This is a genomic window from Albibacillus kandeliae (assembly GCF_003116585.1).
In the GTDB taxonomy this organism is placed as follows: Bacteria; Pseudomonadota; Alphaproteobacteria; order Rhodobacterales; family Rhodobacteraceae; genus Albibacillus; species Albibacillus kandeliae.
The window spans coordinates 18,498-34,536 of the sequence record NZ_QEHM01000017.1; the positions used below are offsets into that span (position 1 = coordinate 18,498).

Genomic DNA, 16,039 nt, shown 5'->3' on the forward strand with positions numbered 1-16,039 from the left:
ACGCGTGCAGCAGATCAGTTGCCGGTTGCGCTGGTCACGTCGATGGAGACGCCCGGGCCCATGGTGGAGCTCAGCGAGACCTTCTTCATGTAGGTGCCCTTGGCGCCGGTCGGCTTGGCCTTGGCAACCGCGTCCACGAAGGCGCGGATGTTTTCGGCCAGCTTGTCCTCGGCAAAGGAGGCCTTGCCCACGCCTGCGTGAATCACACCGGCTTTTTCGACCTTGAACTGGACTTCACCGCCCTTGGCCGCGGCAACGGCTTCGGCGACGTCCATGGTCACGGTGCCGACCTTGGGGTTCGGCATCAGGTTGCGGGGGCCGAGCACTTTGCCCAGACGGCCGACGATCGGCATCATGTCCGGGGTTGCAATGCAGCGATCGAAGTCGATCTTGCCGCCCTGCACGGTTTCCATCAGGTCCTCTGCACCAACGATGTCGGCGCCGGCCTTCTTGGCTTCCTCTGCCTTGTCGCCACGGGCGAAGACGGCAACGCGCACGTCCTTGCCGGTGCCTGCGGGCAGCGAGACCTTGCCGCGAACCATCTGGTCTGCGTGACGCGGGTCAACACCCAGGTTCAGCGCGATCTCGACGGTTTCGTCGAACTTGGCGTTGGCATTGCCTTTCACCAGTGCGACGGCTTCCTCGACGGAGAGGTTCTCTTTACCGGCGAAGGCTTCGCGGGCGGCTTTGGTACGTTTTCCAAGCTTTGCCATCTTACTTCACCTCGATGCCCATGGAGCGGGCGGAGCCCAGGATGATCTGCATTGCGCCTTCGATGTCGTTGGCGTTCAGATCTTTCATCTTCGCTTCGGCGATCTCGCGCACTTGTGCAGCGGTCACGGTGCCGACGGTCTCACGCGAGGGAGCCTTGGCGCCGGATTTCACCTTGGCAGCCTTCTTCAGGAAGTAGGACGCCGGCGGCGTCTTGATGTCCATGGTGAAGGACTTGTCCTGGTAATAGGAGATCACGGTCGGGCACGGAGCGCCGGGCTCCATGTCTGCGGTCTTGGCGTTGAACGCCTTGCAGAATTCCATGATGTTGATGCCGCGCTGACCGAGAGCGGGGCCAACCGGCGGGGACGGGTTCGCCTGACCGGCTTTGACTTGCAGCTTGAGGCTGCCGATGAGTTTCTTGGCCATTGGCCTGTTCCTTTCTCAACCCCCGCAGGACGCGACCCGCAGGGTTTCGGTTGATGTGGTCCGGTCCGGACAGCGCGCCGCCCTCGCCTCCCACACGAAACGCACGGCGCAGAATCTGCACCGTCCGATAGAGCGTGGCGGGTACACCGGTTGGATCACGATTGCAACAGGGATTCGCCCGATCGCACCCGGCAATCCGCCCTCCCTACAAACAACAAGGGCGCGAAGGGCCATCGGCTCCTCGCGCCACTCGCGATCGTTCCAGTTGCCTGTCGGGCTCAGCCCTGTTTGGACACCTGGGTGAATTCGAGCTCGACCGGGGTCTCGCGGCCAAAGATCGAAACGGTGACCTTGAGGCGTTCGTTTTCCTCGTCGACCTCCTCGACCATGCCGTCGAAGTCTTCGAACGGACCGTCGTTGACCTTGACCTTCTCGCCCACCTCGAAGTGGATCAGCGTCCGCGGCGTCTCTTCGCCTTCCTGGACGCGGTTCAGGATCTGGTTCACCTCGGCGTCACGCATCGGCATCGGACGACCCTGCGGGCCGAGGAAACCGGTGACGCGGTTGATCGAGTTGATCAGGTGATAGCCGCGGTCGGACATTTCCATGTGGACCAGCACGTACCCCGGCATGAACCGGCGTTCGGTCGACACCTTCTTGCCGCGACGCACCTCGATCACTTCCTCGGTGGGAACCAGGACCTCGTCGATCTCACCTTCGAGTCCGTGCTCGGCAACCGACGTGCGGATCTGCTCTGCGATCTTCTTCTCGAAATTAGAAAGAACGCTGACCGAGTACCACCGTTTCGCCATAGCGCTTGCTGTCCTTGTCCTGCCGGGCCCCCGAACGGGCAGCCGCCTTCTGAAATCTGTCTGGGGACAGGAACCCGTCCCTCCCCGTAACACAAAGCGGCGCGCAGCGCGAATCGCCGCACGCCAGGGTCTTGGGTAGGCGCCCAACTACCCGCCCGCAACCGATTGATCAAGAGGGGGCCGGGCTTTTCGGCCCGGGTCGCTCCGCCGGAGGCGGCGCCGCGGGGCTTAACCGAAGAAGCCCAGAATGCCTTGCAGACCAAAGCGGATCGCCAGATCCACGAGGGCAAAGAAGACGGCGGTCAGCGAGGCCATGATGAAAACCATGACCGTCGTCAGAAACACTTCGCGCCGGGTCGGCCAGACGACCTTGGAGACCTCTGCGCGAACCTGGTTGACGAACTGGATCGGATTGGTGGCCATGTCTCGGGCTCTTTCCTGCTGCGGTATCGGGGCCACATAGCCGCCCTCGCCGGTGAATTCAAGGACGCAATGGCCCATCGGGCCTGCCGGGCGGGGGACGCAGCCTGTGCCCCCGCCCGAACCGGGTCAGGACCTGGCCGCCAGCGCCGCCGCGCGCATCTGGCTGAGGGTCTGCCGAGGCGTCAGCGCCTCGGGTGACACGTCGAGGTCCAGCACCGCACCGGTGCCCGACGCCAGAGCCCGCTCGAAAGCCGCCGGGAAATCCTCGGTCTTTTCCACCCGCTCGGCATGGAAGCCGTAGGCACGCGCCAGCGCGGCAAAGTCCGGGTTCACCATCGTGGTACCGGACACGCGCTCGGGATAGTGCCGCTCCTGGTGGGCGCGGATGGTGCCGTAGATGCCGTTGTTCACGATCAGGACGATGGGCTGGGCCCCGTGCTGCGCTGCCGTGGCGAGTTCCTGGCAGTTCATCTGGAAATCGCCGTCACCGGCGAAACAGACCACCACCCGCTCCGGCGCGGCCACCTTGGCCGCCACCGCCGCCGGCAGGCCGTAGCCCATTGCGCCCGACTGCGGCGCCAGCAGGCGTGCCTTGGGGCCGAACTTGTAGAACTTGTTCGGCCAGACGGTAAAGTTCCCCGCCCCGTTGGTCAGGATGGCGTCCTCGGGCAGCACGTCGCGCAGGTGTGCCGTGACCTTGACCATGTCCACCGGCGAAGGCTGCTCCGGCGCGTCGAACCCGGCCTCATAGGCCGCGCGGGCCTGTGCCCGCCAGTCGCCCCAGTCGCCCGACACCGGCGCGAGCGCCTCGGCAAAGGCATTGTGGCTGCCGTGCACGCCCAGCACCGGCTGGTAGACCTTGCCGATCTCGCCATCCGACAGGTGGACATGGATCAGCTTCTGCACCGGCTGCGGCACGTCGAGCAGGGTGTAGCCGTCGGTCGTCATCTCGCCGAAGCGGACGTTCAGGGCGAGGATCACGTCGGCGTCGAGCATCAGCTTGCGGACATGCGGCGGCATCCCCACACCGGCCTCGCCGACATAGACCGGCGAGAAATTGTCGAACTGGTCCTGGAACCGGAACGCCGCGGCGACCGGGATGTCCGAGGCTTCGGCGAAAGCCTGCAGCGCCGCTGCGCCCGTCTCGGTCCAGTTCGCGCCACCCAGCAGGATCAGCGGTCTCTGCGCCCCGGCCAACATGGCCTGCGCCTCGGCAACGGCACCGGCGTCGACACCTGGAGCGACCAGCCGGGCCGGGCCGGTCAGCGCGGGTGCCTCGCAGGGTGCCGAGAGCACGTCCTCGGGCAGCGCGATGACCACCGGGCCGGGCCGTCCGCTGACCGCGACCGACCACGCGCGCGCGACGATCTCGGGGATGCGCTCGGAGCGTTCGATCTCGACCGCCCATTTCGCCACTGTCCCGAACATGGCGCGATAATCGACCTCCTGGAAAGCCTCGCGCCCCTTCATGTCGGTACCCACCTGCCCCACGAACAGCAGCATCGGCACGCTGTCCTGCATCGCCGTATGCACCCCGATCGAGGCATTGGTGGCGCCGGGACCACGGGTCACGAAGCAGATGCCGGGCGTGCGCGTCAGCTTGCCCCAGGCGGCGGCCATGAAGGCCGCGCCACCCTCGTTCCGGCACAGCACGAAATCGAACTGACCGCCGGTGTCGTGCATCGCGTCGAGCGCCGCCAGATAGCTTTCTCCGGGCACCCCGAAGCTCTTTGTCGCGCCCAGCGCGACAAGGCTCTCGATCAGGACCTGGCCACCATGTTTCATCGTCTTCTTCCCTCGAATTGTTGTTCGGCCCCGCCCGGCGTAGGCGGCACTCGCCGCCCTGACCGCCTCTGCGCGATGGCCGCGTTCCGTCTTGATCAGCCGCGTTTCTTCAGCATGTGGGTAGAGAGGTAGGAGGCGACCTTGACCTCGTCCTGATTGTAGATGTCGTACTGCACGTCGACGAACCCCCGGTCGGGTTTGGAGCGGCTTTCCTTGGCGCCGACGACCTCGGCCTTCACCATCAGCGTGTCACCGGCATAGACCGGCTTGATCCAGCGCACGTTCTCCAGTCCCGGCGACCCCATCGAGCTCTCGGACCAGTCGCTCGCCGCCAGCGTCAGGTTGAAGGCGGTCAGGATGGTGTGAAAGCCGCTGGCGATCAGCCCCCCGTAGACCGACTGCTCGGCCGCGGCCCTGTCGATATGGAACGGCTGAGCATCCCACTCCTTGGCAAAGGTCACAATGGCCTCTTCGGTCAGGGTCTTGCTGCCTGTCTCGTAGGTCTTGCCGACGGGCATGTCGTCGAAGAACATGTCTTACTCCTCTGAACTCGCGGCGGACTATGACGTGCAACGCCGGGCAGTGCCAGCCCGCACGTGACGCCATGCGCGGCCATCCGTCCCGCGCTGTCTTGACGCTTGAGAATGACGGGGGGCGTTGGTAATCCATGTTGACCAATACCTCGGGGAGGAGCCGCGACGATGCCCGTCATCACCAATATCCTTGACCTCAAGCGTCTGCACGAGCGCCGCGTTCCGCGCATGTTCTACGACTACGCCGAAAGCGGCAGCTGGACGGAACAGACCTTCCGCGAGAACACCTCGGACTTCGCGCAGATCCGCCTGCGTCAGAAAGTGGCCGTCGACATGTCCGGCCGCTCGACCAAGGGCCAGATGATCGGTCAGGACGTGGCCATGCCGGTCGCGCTCGCCCCCGTCGGCCTGACGGGTATGCAGCACGCCGACGGCGAGATGAAGGCCGCCCGCGCGGCCGAGGACTTCGGCGTGCCCTTCACCCTCTCCACAATGTCGATCAACTCGATCGAGGACGTGGCCGAGGCGACGACCAAGCCCTTCTGGTTCCAGCTCTACACCATGACGGATGAGGATTACGTCCGCCGCCTGATCCAGCGCGCCAAGGATGCCAAGTGCTCGGCCCTCGTCATCACGCTGGACCTGCAGCTGCTCGGCCAGCGCCACAAGGACCTCAAGAACGGCCTTTCCGCCCCGCCGAAGCTGACGCCGAAGACCATTGCCAACCTCGCGACGAAATGGGCCTGGGGCATCGAGATGCTCGGCGCGCGCCGCCGCAACTTCGGCAACATCGTCGGCCACGTGCAGGGCATCTCCGACACCGCCGCGCTTGGCGCGTGGACGGCGGAACAGTTCGACCTGACGCTGGACTGGAACAAGATCGGCAAGCTGATGGAGCAATGGGGCGGCAAGGTGATCCTCAAGGGGATCCTAGACCCGGAAGACGCCAAGATGGCGGTCAAGCTCGGCGCCGATGCCATCGTCGTTTCGAACCACGGCGGCCGCCAACTCGACGGCGCGCTCAGCTCCATCCGGATGCTGCGCCCGATCCTCGACGCGGTGGGCGGCGAAACCGAGGTCTTCCTCGACAGCGGCATCCGCTCGGGCCAGGACGTGCTCAAGGCGCTTGCCATGGGCGCCAACGGCACCATGATCGGCCGCTCCTTCATCTATGGCCTCGGCGCCATGGGCCAGAAGGGGGTGACCACCGCACTGCAGATCATCCAGAAAGAGCTGGACATGACGATGGCGCTCTGCGGCGAAACCAACGTCAACAACCTCGGGCGGCACAACCTGCTGGTCCCCGAAGGTTTCGAGGGCACCTGGCAGCAGGACTAGGCTGTCGCCTGGACCCTGCGCACCAGCAGCGGAACAAGGATCGCCGGCACCACCATCAGGAGTGCCGCGATCACCAGAAAGGCAACGCGGAGCCCGAACACGTCGGAGGTCAGCCCGATGAGGCTCGGACCGACGAGAAAGGCGCCGTACCCGATGATCGAGGCGCGCCCGATGGCCGCCACCCGATGCGCGTGCGGCACCATGCGGCCCACGATCGCCATGGCCAGCGGCACGACGACCGAGACGCCAAGCCCCATCACCGCGAAACCGGCATAGGCGACCAGCAGGGTCGGGGCGAGCGCAGCGATCACCACGCCGACCGCCGCGACGACGCAGGCGAGGCTGATCATCACTGTATCTGCCACCCGCGCGGCGATGATCTGGCCGAACAGCCGCCCGAAACCCATCGTCAGCCCAAGGATCGCGGGGCCCAGCGCACCCTCGGCGGCACCACCGCCAAGCGTGCGTTCGAGATGCAGGGCTGACCAGCCGTCCCCCGCCTGCTCGGAGAGGAACCCGATCAGGAACACCAGCCCGGCCAGCCAGACCAGCAAGTGATCCGCCCGCTGCGGGATCACCGATTCCTCGCCCGCGACCGCTGCGGGCCGCGTCCGCATCAGCGGCGTCGCCAGCAGGATCAGCCCGAGGATCCCGGCAAACACCTGCACCGGCGCCAGCCCGGCCTCGCGCAGCCCGCCCGTCACCAGGGCCATTCCGGCGTAGACAAAGGAATAGGTGCCGTGGTTCAGGTTCATCAGGGGACGGCCACGCGCCTCCTCGGCCTCGGCCACCCTCGCGTTGATGACGATGTCGAGGATACCGCTCGACGCCGAGGCGAAGACCATGCCGAAGGTGAAGAACACGAGATTGGTCGCGACCGAGGGAATCAGGATGCTCGCCCCCACTGCGACCGACGCGACAGCGACGGAGAATCGGCCAAGCCGCCGGTCGACCGCCGGGGCCACCCACATGGCGGCCAGCGCCCCTAGGCTCGAAACCAGGAAACACATGCCGAACTGTGCGTCCGACGCACCGATCTGGGCCTTCAGCACCGGCACCTGCGCAGCAAATGCAGCCCATACGAGCCCCATTGCCGCAAACCCTAGTGCCGGGGCGCGGCTTGCTCTTATATCATTGACGAATCCCATGCTCTGGCCTTGGCACGCCATTCCGATCCTGGCAAGCGGGCTCGCTCCGAGGGGCCGGGAAAAGGCCTTTTCAAAGCGGGGAAAGCCGTCTATACGCGCGGCTTCACGCGGGACTACAGCCTTGGAGGAGTCCCGCCCCATTAGGAGAAATACACATGGCTGGAGAGATTCCTGATCTCGTAGTCCTGGAACGCACGGGGACAGGCAAGGGCGCCGCTCGTCAGGCGCGCCGCGCCGGTATGGTTCCGGGGATCGTTTTTGGTGGCGAGCACGACCCGCTTCCGATTCAAATCCCGTTCAACGCGCTGTTCAAAAAGCTGAAGGCCGGTCGCTTCAAGTCGACCCTTTTCAACCTCAAGGTTGAAGGCCACGAAGACGTCCGCGTGATCTGCCGCGACGTTCAGCGTGACGTGGTCAAGGACCTGCCGACCCACGTCGACTTCATGCGCCTGCGCCGTACCACCAAGATCAACCTCTTCATCGCGGTTGAAGTGATCGGCCAAGACAACTGCCCCGGCCTGCGCAAGGGCGGCGTCCTGACGCTGGTGCGCCCCGAAGTCGAACTGGTCGTGACCGCCGGCGAAATCCCGGATCACATCACCATCGACCTGACCGGCCACAACATCGGTGACACCATCACCATCTCGCAAGCTCAGCTGCCGGAAGGCGTGAAGCCGACGATCGACCGCGACTTCGTGATTGCGAACATCTCGGCCCCGTCGGGCCTGCGCTCCTCCGGCGACGCCGAGGAAGCAACCGAGGAGGATGGCGAAGAGGCCTGATCCTCTCGTCGGACACCATCGAATGCGGAACGGGGCCCCTGCGGCCCCGTTTCTGTTTCCGGGCGACGCTTCCGTCGCGGAGGGGCCTTGCATAGCAACTGGAATCTTTTCGAAATTCAGGGCATGAAAGACCAGTTTGACTGACCTATCGGAGTTTTTTCCATGAAACTGATTGTGGGCCTCGGAAATCCCGGCAGCAAATACGCCCGGAACCGTCACAACATCGGCTTCATGGCAGTGGACCGGATCGCCGGGGATCACGGCTTTGGTCCGTGGAAGGCGAAGTTCCAGGGGGAGATCGCCGAGGGGCGCCTCGGGGGCGACAAGGCGATCCTGCTCAAGCCCGCGACCTTCATGAACCTCTCGGGCCAGTCGGTCGGTGAAGCCATGCGCTTCTACAAGCTCGAACCAGCCGACGTGATCGTGTTCCACGACGAACTCGACCTCGCCCCGGCCAAGGTGCGGGTCAAGCAGGGCGGCGGCCATGCCGGCCACAACGGTCTGCGCTCGATCCACCAGCACATCGGCCCCGACTATGCCCGCGTCCGCCTCGGCGTTGGCCATCCGGGCCGCAAGGAGCTCGTGGCGGGCTACGTGCTGCACGACTTCGCCAAGGCCGACGAAGAGTGGCTCGACGACGTGCTGCGGGGCCTCTCCGATGGCGCCGATCACCTCGCCGCCGGAGACAGCGGCAAGTTCCAGAACGTGGTCGCCCTGCGCACCGCCCCGCCGCGCTCGTCCAAATCTCCCGCACCCGCGCCCGACAAGGCCCGGGCTCCGGCCAGCCCTGCCCCCGCCCCCAAACCGGCGGAAGAGGCGGAAGACAGCCGTTCGCCCATGCAGAAGCTGCTGGACCGCTTCAAATGAGGATGGCCGCCGCCATGCGCGCACAGGCCCGCGCCTGTGCCGGTCTCGGGTCGCCGTTCATGGCGCGCCTGCTGACCCTGCTGGCCGACAACTGGTCCTCCGACAGCGTACTGGGCCGCAGCTGCGACGACTGGGTGGGCGATCTCGGCCCCTCCGGCGCCTCTCTGCCGCTGCGCCTTGCCGGGGCCCTGCATGCCCTCGTCCTGACCGGGCGGGCGCCCGCACTCGCCGCTGTCTACCCTCCGAACGAGACTGCAGACGATGTTCTGATCCGCACCGTGCTTGCCGCGATCGACACACACCAGGCCTTCGTCCTCGACTGGATGAAATCGCCGCCCCAGACCAACGAGGTGCGCCGCTCCTCGGCGCTGATCCCGGCGGCCCACTGGATCGCGGCGCGCCACTCGCTGCCCTTCATGACCTCCGAACTCGGCGCCAGCGCCGGGCTCAACCTCATGTGGGATTCCTTTGCCCTCGATACCCCCGCCGGATCGCTGGGCCCCAGGGACCCCGCCCTTGTTCTGCAACCGGACTGGAGCGGCCCCTTCCCCGCCGACGCCGGTGTCCGGGTGAACGACCGCGCGGGCGTGGACCTGAAACCGCTCGACATGCGCGACCCGGAACAGGTGCTCCGCCTCTTCGCCTATCTCTGGCCCGACCAGCCGCACCGGGCCGAACTGACCCGCGCCGCCATCGCGGTCCAGACCGTCCGACCCGAGGCGGGCGACGCGATCAGCTGGCTGGAACGACGGCTCGCAACCCAGCCCGCAGGCACGCTGCACCTGATCTACCACACCATCGCCTGGCAATACTTCCCGGCCGAGCGTCAGCAGGTCGGCACCGCGCTGATCGAAGAGGCCGGGGCACGGGCCACGACCGACCGGCCCCTCGCCTGGCTCGGGATGGAAGCCGACGGCAATGGCGACGGCGCCGCGCTGACCCTGCGCCTCTGGCCGGACAACCTGACCGTCACGCTGGCCCGGGTCGATTTCCACGGCCGCTGGGTCAAATGGCTGGTCGACTGAACCACGGCTGACTTGCCCGCCGCCCTCGACACCTGCAATGGTGACACCGGCGAACAGTGGGAGGAGCCACCTGAATGTTCTGGCAATGGACCCGGCGCGTCATCCTAATGGCGGTGCTTGCAATTCTCGTGGTCGGGTTTCTGAACCGCGAGCAGCTCTTGCGCCTCTGGTCGGTCAATTCCCTGTTCTCCGAGGACCGGATCGTCGCGAACTTCTCGCACATGGACACCATGTTCCTGACCACCCCCCTGCCCCGCGGCGCCGGGCCCGTCAGCACGCTGCCCAAGGGCAAGGACATGACCCTGCCCGACGACGCCGAGAGCTGGATCCGCGACCGCGCCCTGACCTCGCTTCTGGTCATGAAGGACGGGCAAATCCGCTACGAGAACTACTTCCTCGATACCGGCCCGCAAGACCTGCGCATCTCCTGGTCCCTCGCCAAGAGCTACCTCTCCGCCCTCTTCGGCGTTCTGGTATCCGAGGGCGCCATCGCATCCCTTGACGACCCGGTCACCCGCTACGCGCCCTCGCTGACCGGCAGTGCCTATGACGGGGCCAGCATCCGCAATGTCCTGAACATGGCCAGCGGCGTGACCTTCGACGAGGACTACCTGGACTACAACTCCGACATCAACCGGATGGGCCGTGTCATCGCGCTCGGCGGCAGGCTCGACGATTTCGCCGCCAGCCTGCACGAGCGTTTCACCGAACCCGGGACGGAATGGCAATATGTCTCGATCGACACCCACGTCATCGGCATGGTGATCCGGGGCGCCACTGGCCGCCCGGTACCCGAACTGCTGGTCGAGAAGATCATTGCACCGCTCGGCATGGAGCAACCGGGCTACTACCTGACCGACGGCGCGGGCGTGGCCTTCGTGCTGGGCGGACTGAACCTGACAACCCGCGACTACGCCCGTTTCGGCCAGATGGTCGCGCAAAAGGGTGATTACGGCGGACAGCAGGTGGTGCCCGCCGACTGGCTGGCCGAATCCATCGCGCCATCTGCCCCGACCGAGCCGGGTCATATCGGCTATGGCTACCAGTGGTGGATTCCCGTCGGGGCCCACGAGGGCGAAGTTCTGGGGCGTGGCATTTACGGCCAATACATATACATTGACCAGAGCCGGGACGTGGTAATCGTGGTCACCGCCGCCGATCTCGGTTTTCGCGAACCCGGCGTGAACGACGCCAACATTGAGATGATGCGCAGGATCGCCGGACGCCTCTGACCGCCCCGGCCACTGCCGGACAAGGACAGGAAGGACGAGGGCCACAATGGAGCCGGACGAGAAGATCAACGTACTGGGCGAGGCCCTGACGCCCTGCTCATTCGACCCCGTCACCGGCTTCTTCCGGGACGGCCACTGCAACACCTGCACCGAGGATCAGGGCAGCCACACCGTCTGCGCGGTGATGACGGACGAATTCCTCGCCTATTCCAAGTATGTCGGCAACGACCTGTCGACCCCGCGCCCCGAGTTCCGGTTCAAGGGGCTCAGGGCGGGCGACCAGTGGTGCCTCTGCGCCGGCCGGTTCCTGCAGGCGGCAGACGAGGGCTGCGGCCCGCGCGTCAACCTCGCCGCCACGCACCGCCGCGCGCTCGAGATCGTGCCGCTCGAAGTGCTCGAAGCCCACGCGGTCGAGGCGGACTGATCTAGCGCGCAGGCATCTGCACGCAGTCAACCTGCGATGCGCGGTCAAAGGTCAGCCCGTCCAGCGCCGCGCGCGCCCCGCAGAGCGACGGCTTGCAGGACCAGTCGGCATCGGTCAGGCGCACGCCCTGCGTCGCGGTGATGAGGAACTCCAGCCGGCAGGGGCCGCCGTCCAGCGTCTCTTCATAGACCCAGCCCACCCCGGTCCAGCGCGCCTCGCCGCGCGCCATGCAGAAATGCCCGTTGCCCTGCACGCTCTCCACGTCGAACTGGGCACGCCCGTCCGCCGCGACGTCCAGTTGCAGGGTGTCTCCGCCCGTCATGTAGCAATAGCGCGCGGCCTCGCCGGGATAGGCCGCGCCCTGGCTTTCCTTCTCGGCGGACTGGGCGATCTCGGCCTCCAGCGCGGTCTTGGCCTTGCAGTCGATCTGCGAGACCCGGTAGCCAGGCCCGGTGATGTCGTCGATCTTCCAGTAGCCGTCCTCGGCGATGAAGTCATAGGTGACCCGGTAAAGCGCCCCGAAGTTTCGGAACGATGCGGTCACGCTGCGGGCCTGATTGTCGCCGGTCGAGGTCACGGTGAGGCTCTGGGCAATCTCGTTGGCGTTGAAATCATTGCCCGGCACGTCGAAGGCATAGTCGACGCAGGCCAGCATCTGGAACTCGGAATAGGTGTCGTTGGCGTCGTAGAAGGCGACCATCCGCTGCGACAGGTACTGCGACCGGTTCGCCGGGGCCGACAGGTAGGCAAGCCCCTTGGTCTCGGCCGGACCCAGCGCGGCCAGCGAGGTGTAGATCCAGCTGACGGTATCCTCGGGCCCCTCCGCCCGGACCGGACCGGCAAGAACCGCCGCGATGATGACCGACCAGATCGCCCAGAATGCCCTTGTCATATCCGTTCCTTCCTCCGGCCCCTGCGGGCGACTTTAAGCCCCGTGCAGCACGGATCAAGACGCCAATGCGGCCCCCCGCGCACGGCGTCGCATTGACCGTTCGCAGGCACGGGTGCTACGCCCGGTACCGAAGCCAGCGCCGACACCCCGTGCCGCAGCAGCCAGCCCGAACATCCAGCAAAGGAATGGCCATGAGCTATATCGCTATGAACCGCTTCAAGATTCTGCCCGGCAAGGAAGACCTGTTCGAATCCATCTGGAGATCGCGCGAGTCCCACCTCAAGGAAGTTCCGGGGTTTCAGGAATTCCGCCTTCTCAAGGGGCCCGAGGGCGAGGGGTATCGCCTCTACTCCAGCCACGTGATCTGGGAGAGCGCCGAGGCCTTCGAGAACTGGACCAAGTCCGAGCATTTCCGCGCCGCCCACAAGGACGCCGGCAACAGCGGCACCCGCGAGGCGCTCGCCGGGCCGCCGCAGTTCGAAGGCTTCGAGACCGTCATCCACGAGGCATGACCGGCGATCCCGCCCGGTCACGCGCGGCGGCGCATTGCGTCCGCCGCGCGCCTTGCTAGAGTTTCCCGACCGAGCCCGTGACCGAGAGACGCGAATGCCGAAGCCCCAGAAAAACGTACTCCTGATCAGCTTCGACGACGCCTTCTCGTTCTGGCACTACAAGACGATCTTCGGCGCGGAACTGCAGACCCCGAACCTCGACCGCATCTGCGCCGAATCCACCGCCTTTCACGCGGCCTACTGCCAATCCCCGCTCTGCGGCCCCTCGCGCGCCAGTTTCATGTCGGGGCGCACGCCGCATCAGACCCGCGTTTTCGACAACGACACCTCGGTTTTCGAAGCCGTCCCCCCGCGCGAGATGTGGCCCTACCGGCTCAAGTCCGCCGGTTACTTCTGTTCCTCCGGTGGCAAGGTCCACCACGGCTTCAAGCCGTTGCAGGAAGAGATCCACGAGGTGCTCTACTCCGATCACCGCAAGGGCTTTCGCATCGACACCAAGCTGCGGGAGGAATTCGAGCAGAGCCGCAGCGGCGGCAATGGCGGCGGTATATCCACCACCGACCCCAAGGACGACGGCTATTATCACGACGCCCAGTCGGCGGCCTCCTTCGTCGATTTCATCGGCTCCTACGACGGCAGCGCCCCCTTCTACCGCGAGGTCGGCTTCTACAGCCCGCACAGCCCCTTCATCACGCCTCACCGGTTCAAGGAAATGTACCCGGTCAGCGCCTTCCAGATGCCCGCGTCCTGGTCCGAGGGCTTCCAGAATTGCGCCTTCTCCGACGTCACCGTGCGCAAGAACTTCGGCCTCGACAACGCGCGCAAGTGGAAGAAGAGCGTGCGCAACTACTTCTCGGCGGTCAGCCACGGCGACCACCACCTCGGCACCGTCTGGGATGCGCTCAAGGCCTCGCCCTACGCCGACAACACGATGGTCGTGATCCTGACCGACCACGGCCACCACCTCGGAGAGCGCAGCCGCTTCGGCAAGTCGACCCTCTGGGAACAGTCCGCGCTTGTGCCCTTCATCATCCACGACCCCGAGCGCCCCACACCCAGAGTGGTCAACGACCCGGTCGCGCTGCTCGACGTCGGGCCCACCATCCTCGACACCCTCGGCCTCGGCGCGATGGAGCAGTGTGCAGGCGGCTCCCTGCGCCCGGTCGTCGAAGGCGGAGAGGCTGACCCCGAACGCGCCGTCCCCACCTTCAACCCCATCGGCTCCGCCATCCGGAAGGGACGCTACCGCTTCATCCGCTACCGCGACGGCAGTACCGAGCTCTACGATATCGAGGCGGACTGGTGGCAGCAAAAGCTGCTGGGCCCAGATCATCCGGCATACGCCGGGATGGCCGCCGCCCACCGCGCCTGCTGCGCCGACTACGGCGCGCCCGCCTACGCCTGAGGCCCGCGCAAGAAAAAAGGCGGGCCCGAGAGCCCGCCTTTCCGATAGCCGATCAGGGTGAACGCGCAGTTCAGGCCATGTCAAAGCCGAGGTGCTGCGCCACGGCGAAGATATCCTTGTCGCCCCGGCCGCACATGTTCATCACGATGATATGGTCCTTGGGCAGATCGGGCGCGATCTTCATGACATGGGCCAGCGCATGGCTGGGCTCCAGCGCCGGGATGATCCCTTCCAGCGCGCAGGACAGCTGGAACGCCCCCAGCGCCTCCTTGTCGGTGATCGAGACATACTCGGCGCGACCGATGTCGTGCAGCCATGCATGCTCCGGCCCGATGCCCGGATAGTCGAGGCCCGCCGAGATCGAGAACCCTTCGAGGATTTGCCCGTCGTCGTCCTGCAGCAGATAGGTGCGGTTCCCGTGCAGCACGCCCGGGCGCCCGCCGGTCAGCGAGGCGCAGTGCTCCATCTTCTCGTTCACGCCCTTGCCGCCAGCTTCGACGCCGATGATCTTGACCTCCGGATCGTCGAGGAAGGGGAAGAACAGGCCCATCGCGTTCGACCCGCCGCCGATGGCCGCGACCACGGTATCGGGCAGACGGCCCTCGCCTTCCTGCTCGGCCAGCTGCCAGCGCACTTCCTTGCCGATGATGGCCTGAAAATCGCGAACCATCGCCGGGTACGGGTGCGGCCCCGCCACGGTGCCGATGCAGTAGAAGGTGTCGCGCACGTTGGTCACCCAGTCGCGCAGCGCATCGTTCATCGCGTCCTTCAGCGTCCCACGGCCAGAGGTCACCGGGACCACCTCGGCACCCAGCAGGCGCATGCGGAACACGTTGGGCTTCTGCCGCTCCACGTCATGCGCGCCCATGTAGACGACGCACTTCAGCCCGAACTTGGCACAGACCGTCGCGGTCGCCACACCATGCTGGCCCGCGCCGGTCTCGGCGATGATCCGGGTCTTGCCCATGCGGCGGGCAAGGATGATCTGGCCCAGCACGTTGTTGATCTTGTGCGCGCCGGTGTGGTTCAGCTCGTCGCGCTTCATGTAAATCTTGGCACCGCCAAGGTGCTCGCTCAGACGCTCGGCGTGATACAGAGGCGACGGGCGGCCCACGTAATGGGTCCAGAGATCGTCCATCTCGTCCCAGAAGCTCTGGTCGGTCTTGGCCTTCTCGTATTCCGCTTCCAGCCGCAGGATCAGCGGCATCAGGGTTTCCGAGACGAACCGGCCACCGAAATCGCCGAACCGGCCATTTTCGTCCGGGCCGGTCTTGTAGGAATTGATCAGATCGTCAGGCATCTCTTCCTCCTTGGAACGGGTTAGCTTTACGCGCCCCGCCCGGGAAGATCCATGCCGTTTTCACCCTGCAGCCCGTGCTGCGCCGCGGACCAGCGCGCCCGCGCCTCCGCCGATTCCGGCATGACCTCCGCGGGAAAATGGTGGAACCGGAACACCTCCGCGATGACCGGGGCCCGCCGCTGCAGACGTCCGTGCGCGCCAGTCGTCGCGTAGCTCTTCATCGCCGCAGCCGAGTCCCAGAGCGTCAGCGAGAAGAAGCCCTCCGGACCGGGAAACACCTGCGCTCCAAGGCACCCTTGTGCGCGTCGGGCCTGCCTCAGCGCAAGAAAGGATCGGAACGCGAATTCCGGTGCGGCCCAGGCTGCACGAACCCTGAGACCGCCGATGACGGCAATCGGCATGATGGGAAATCCTCGTTGAT

General features: G+C 65.9%; 18 protein-coding genes. 8 read left to right on the forward strand and 10 right to left on the reverse strand.

From position 1 onward, the window contains the following. Positions 1-14: 14 nt before the first annotated feature. From rplA to DDT93_RS25655, 6 genes are all read right to left on the reverse strand, one after another. On the reverse strand, positions 15-713 hold the full coding sequence (rplA, locus tag DDT93_RS25630; protein ID WP_109468776.1) for a 50S ribosomal protein L1: 699 nt from the start codon (positions 711-713) through the stop codon (positions 15-17). A gap of 1 nt (position 714) precedes the next feature. After that, the gene (gene rplK, locus DDT93_RS25635) at positions 715-1,140 is read right to left on the reverse strand and encodes a 50S ribosomal protein L11 (RefSeq protein WP_109468777.1); all 426 of its coding nucleotides are present in this window, start codon (positions 1,138-1,140) and stop codon (positions 715-717) included. Positions 1,141-1,418: 278 nt separating this feature from the next. Beyond that, positions 1,419-1,952, reverse strand: a complete 534-nt coding sequence (nusG, locus tag DDT93_RS25640) for a transcription termination/antitermination protein NusG (protein ID WP_109468778.1) — start codon at positions 1,950-1,952, stop codon at positions 1,419-1,421. A gap of 228 nt (positions 1,953-2,180) precedes the next feature. After that, entirely contained in the window at positions 2,181-2,375 is a 195-nt protein-coding gene (gene secE, locus DDT93_RS25645; protein WP_109468779.1) for a preprotein translocase subunit SecE, read from the reverse strand. 126 nt (positions 2,376-2,501) lie between these two features. After that, positions 2,502-4,160 carry a thiamine pyrophosphate-dependent enzyme gene (locus DDT93_RS25650; protein ID WP_109468780.1) on the reverse strand — a complete coding sequence of 553 codons (1,659 nt, stop codon included), beginning with the start codon at positions 4,158-4,160 and terminating at the stop codon, positions 2,502-2,504. A gap of 95 nt (positions 4,161-4,255) precedes the next feature. Next, a complete protein-coding gene (locus DDT93_RS25655) occupies positions 4,256-4,693 on the reverse strand; it encodes a MaoC family dehydratase (protein ID WP_109468781.1) in 438 nt (145 codons plus the stop codon). A gap of 168 nt (positions 4,694-4,861) precedes the next feature. On the opposite strand from DDT93_RS25655, the gene DDT93_RS25660 reads away from it, so the two are divergent. Next, complete coding sequence (locus DDT93_RS25660) at positions 4,862-6,031, forward strand: alpha-hydroxy acid oxidase (protein ID WP_109468782.1); 1,170 nt, start codon at positions 4,862-4,864, stop codon at positions 6,029-6,031. On the opposite strand, the gene DDT93_RS25665 is transcribed toward DDT93_RS25660, so the two are convergent. Further along, the gene (locus DDT93_RS25665) at positions 6,028-7,122 is read right to left on the reverse strand and encodes an MFS transporter (RefSeq protein WP_232825579.1); all 1,095 of its coding nucleotides are present in this window, start codon (positions 7,120-7,122) and stop codon (positions 6,028-6,030) included. The two genes, DDT93_RS25660 and DDT93_RS25665, sit on opposite strands and share 4 nt — an antisense overlap. A gap of 212 nt (positions 7,123-7,334) precedes the next feature. Between DDT93_RS25665 and DDT93_RS25670 the strand changes: the two genes are divergently transcribed. The 5 genes from DDT93_RS25670 to DDT93_RS25690 all read left to right on the forward strand — a co-directional run bounded on the left by DDT93_RS25670 (position 7,335) and on the right by DDT93_RS25690 (position 11,509). Further along, complete coding sequence (locus DDT93_RS25670; protein WP_109468784.1) at positions 7,335-7,961, forward strand: 50S ribosomal protein L25/general stress protein Ctc; 627 nt, start codon at positions 7,335-7,337, stop codon at positions 7,959-7,961. Between the two features lie 162 nt (positions 7,962-8,123). Continuing rightward, a complete protein-coding gene (gene pth, locus DDT93_RS25675; RefSeq protein ID WP_109468785.1) occupies positions 8,124-8,828 on the forward strand; it encodes an aminoacyl-tRNA hydrolase in 705 nt (234 codons plus the stop codon). Continuing rightward, entirely contained in the window at positions 8,825-9,853 is a 1,029-nt protein-coding gene (locus DDT93_RS25680) for a DUF2332 domain-containing protein (RefSeq protein WP_109468786.1), read from the forward strand. Before pth ends, DDT93_RS25680 begins: the two co-directional genes overlap by 4 nt. 74 nt (positions 9,854-9,927) lie before the next feature. Further along, positions 9,928-11,085 carry a serine hydrolase domain-containing protein gene (locus tag DDT93_RS25685; RefSeq protein WP_109468787.1) on the forward strand — a complete coding sequence of 386 codons (1,158 nt, stop codon included), beginning with the start codon at positions 9,928-9,930 and terminating at the stop codon, positions 11,083-11,085. Between the two features lie 46 nt (positions 11,086-11,131). Further along, positions 11,132-11,509 carry a DUF2237 family protein gene (locus DDT93_RS25690; RefSeq protein WP_109468788.1) on the forward strand — a complete coding sequence of 126 codons (378 nt, stop codon included), beginning with the start codon at positions 11,132-11,134 and terminating at the stop codon, positions 11,507-11,509. A 1-nt stretch (position 11,510) separates the two neighbouring features. Here DDT93_RS25690 and DDT93_RS25695 read toward each other — a convergent pair whose 3' ends face one another. Further along, positions 11,511-12,401 (reverse strand): hypothetical protein, encoded by an 891-nt coding sequence (locus DDT93_RS25695; protein ID WP_109468789.1) that lies wholly within the window; start codon positions 12,399-12,401, stop codon positions 11,511-11,513. 191 nt (positions 12,402-12,592) lie between these two features. Between DDT93_RS25695 and DDT93_RS25700 the strand changes: the two genes are divergently transcribed. Beyond that, on the forward strand, positions 12,593-12,913 hold the full coding sequence (locus DDT93_RS25700) for an antibiotic biosynthesis monooxygenase family protein (protein WP_109468790.1): 321 nt from the start codon (positions 12,593-12,595) through the stop codon (positions 12,911-12,913). Positions 12,914-13,007: 94 nt separating this feature from the next. Then, positions 13,008-14,318 carry a sulfatase-like hydrolase/transferase gene (locus tag DDT93_RS25705; RefSeq protein WP_109468791.1) on the forward strand — a complete coding sequence of 437 codons (1,311 nt, stop codon included), beginning with the start codon at positions 13,008-13,010 and terminating at the stop codon, positions 14,316-14,318. 70 nt (positions 14,319-14,388) lie between these two features. Here the strand turns inward: DDT93_RS25705 and trpB are convergent, their stop codons facing one another. Next, a complete protein-coding gene (gene trpB / locus DDT93_RS25710; RefSeq protein ID WP_109468792.1) occupies positions 14,389-15,618 on the reverse strand; it encodes a tryptophan synthase subunit beta in 1,230 nt (409 codons plus the stop codon). Positions 15,619-15,644: 26 nt separating this feature from the next. Next, positions 15,645-16,019, reverse strand: a complete 375-nt coding sequence (locus DDT93_RS25715; RefSeq protein WP_109468793.1) for an antibiotic biosynthesis monooxygenase family protein — start codon at positions 16,017-16,019, stop codon at positions 15,645-15,647. Positions 16,020-16,039: the final 20 nt, after the last annotated feature.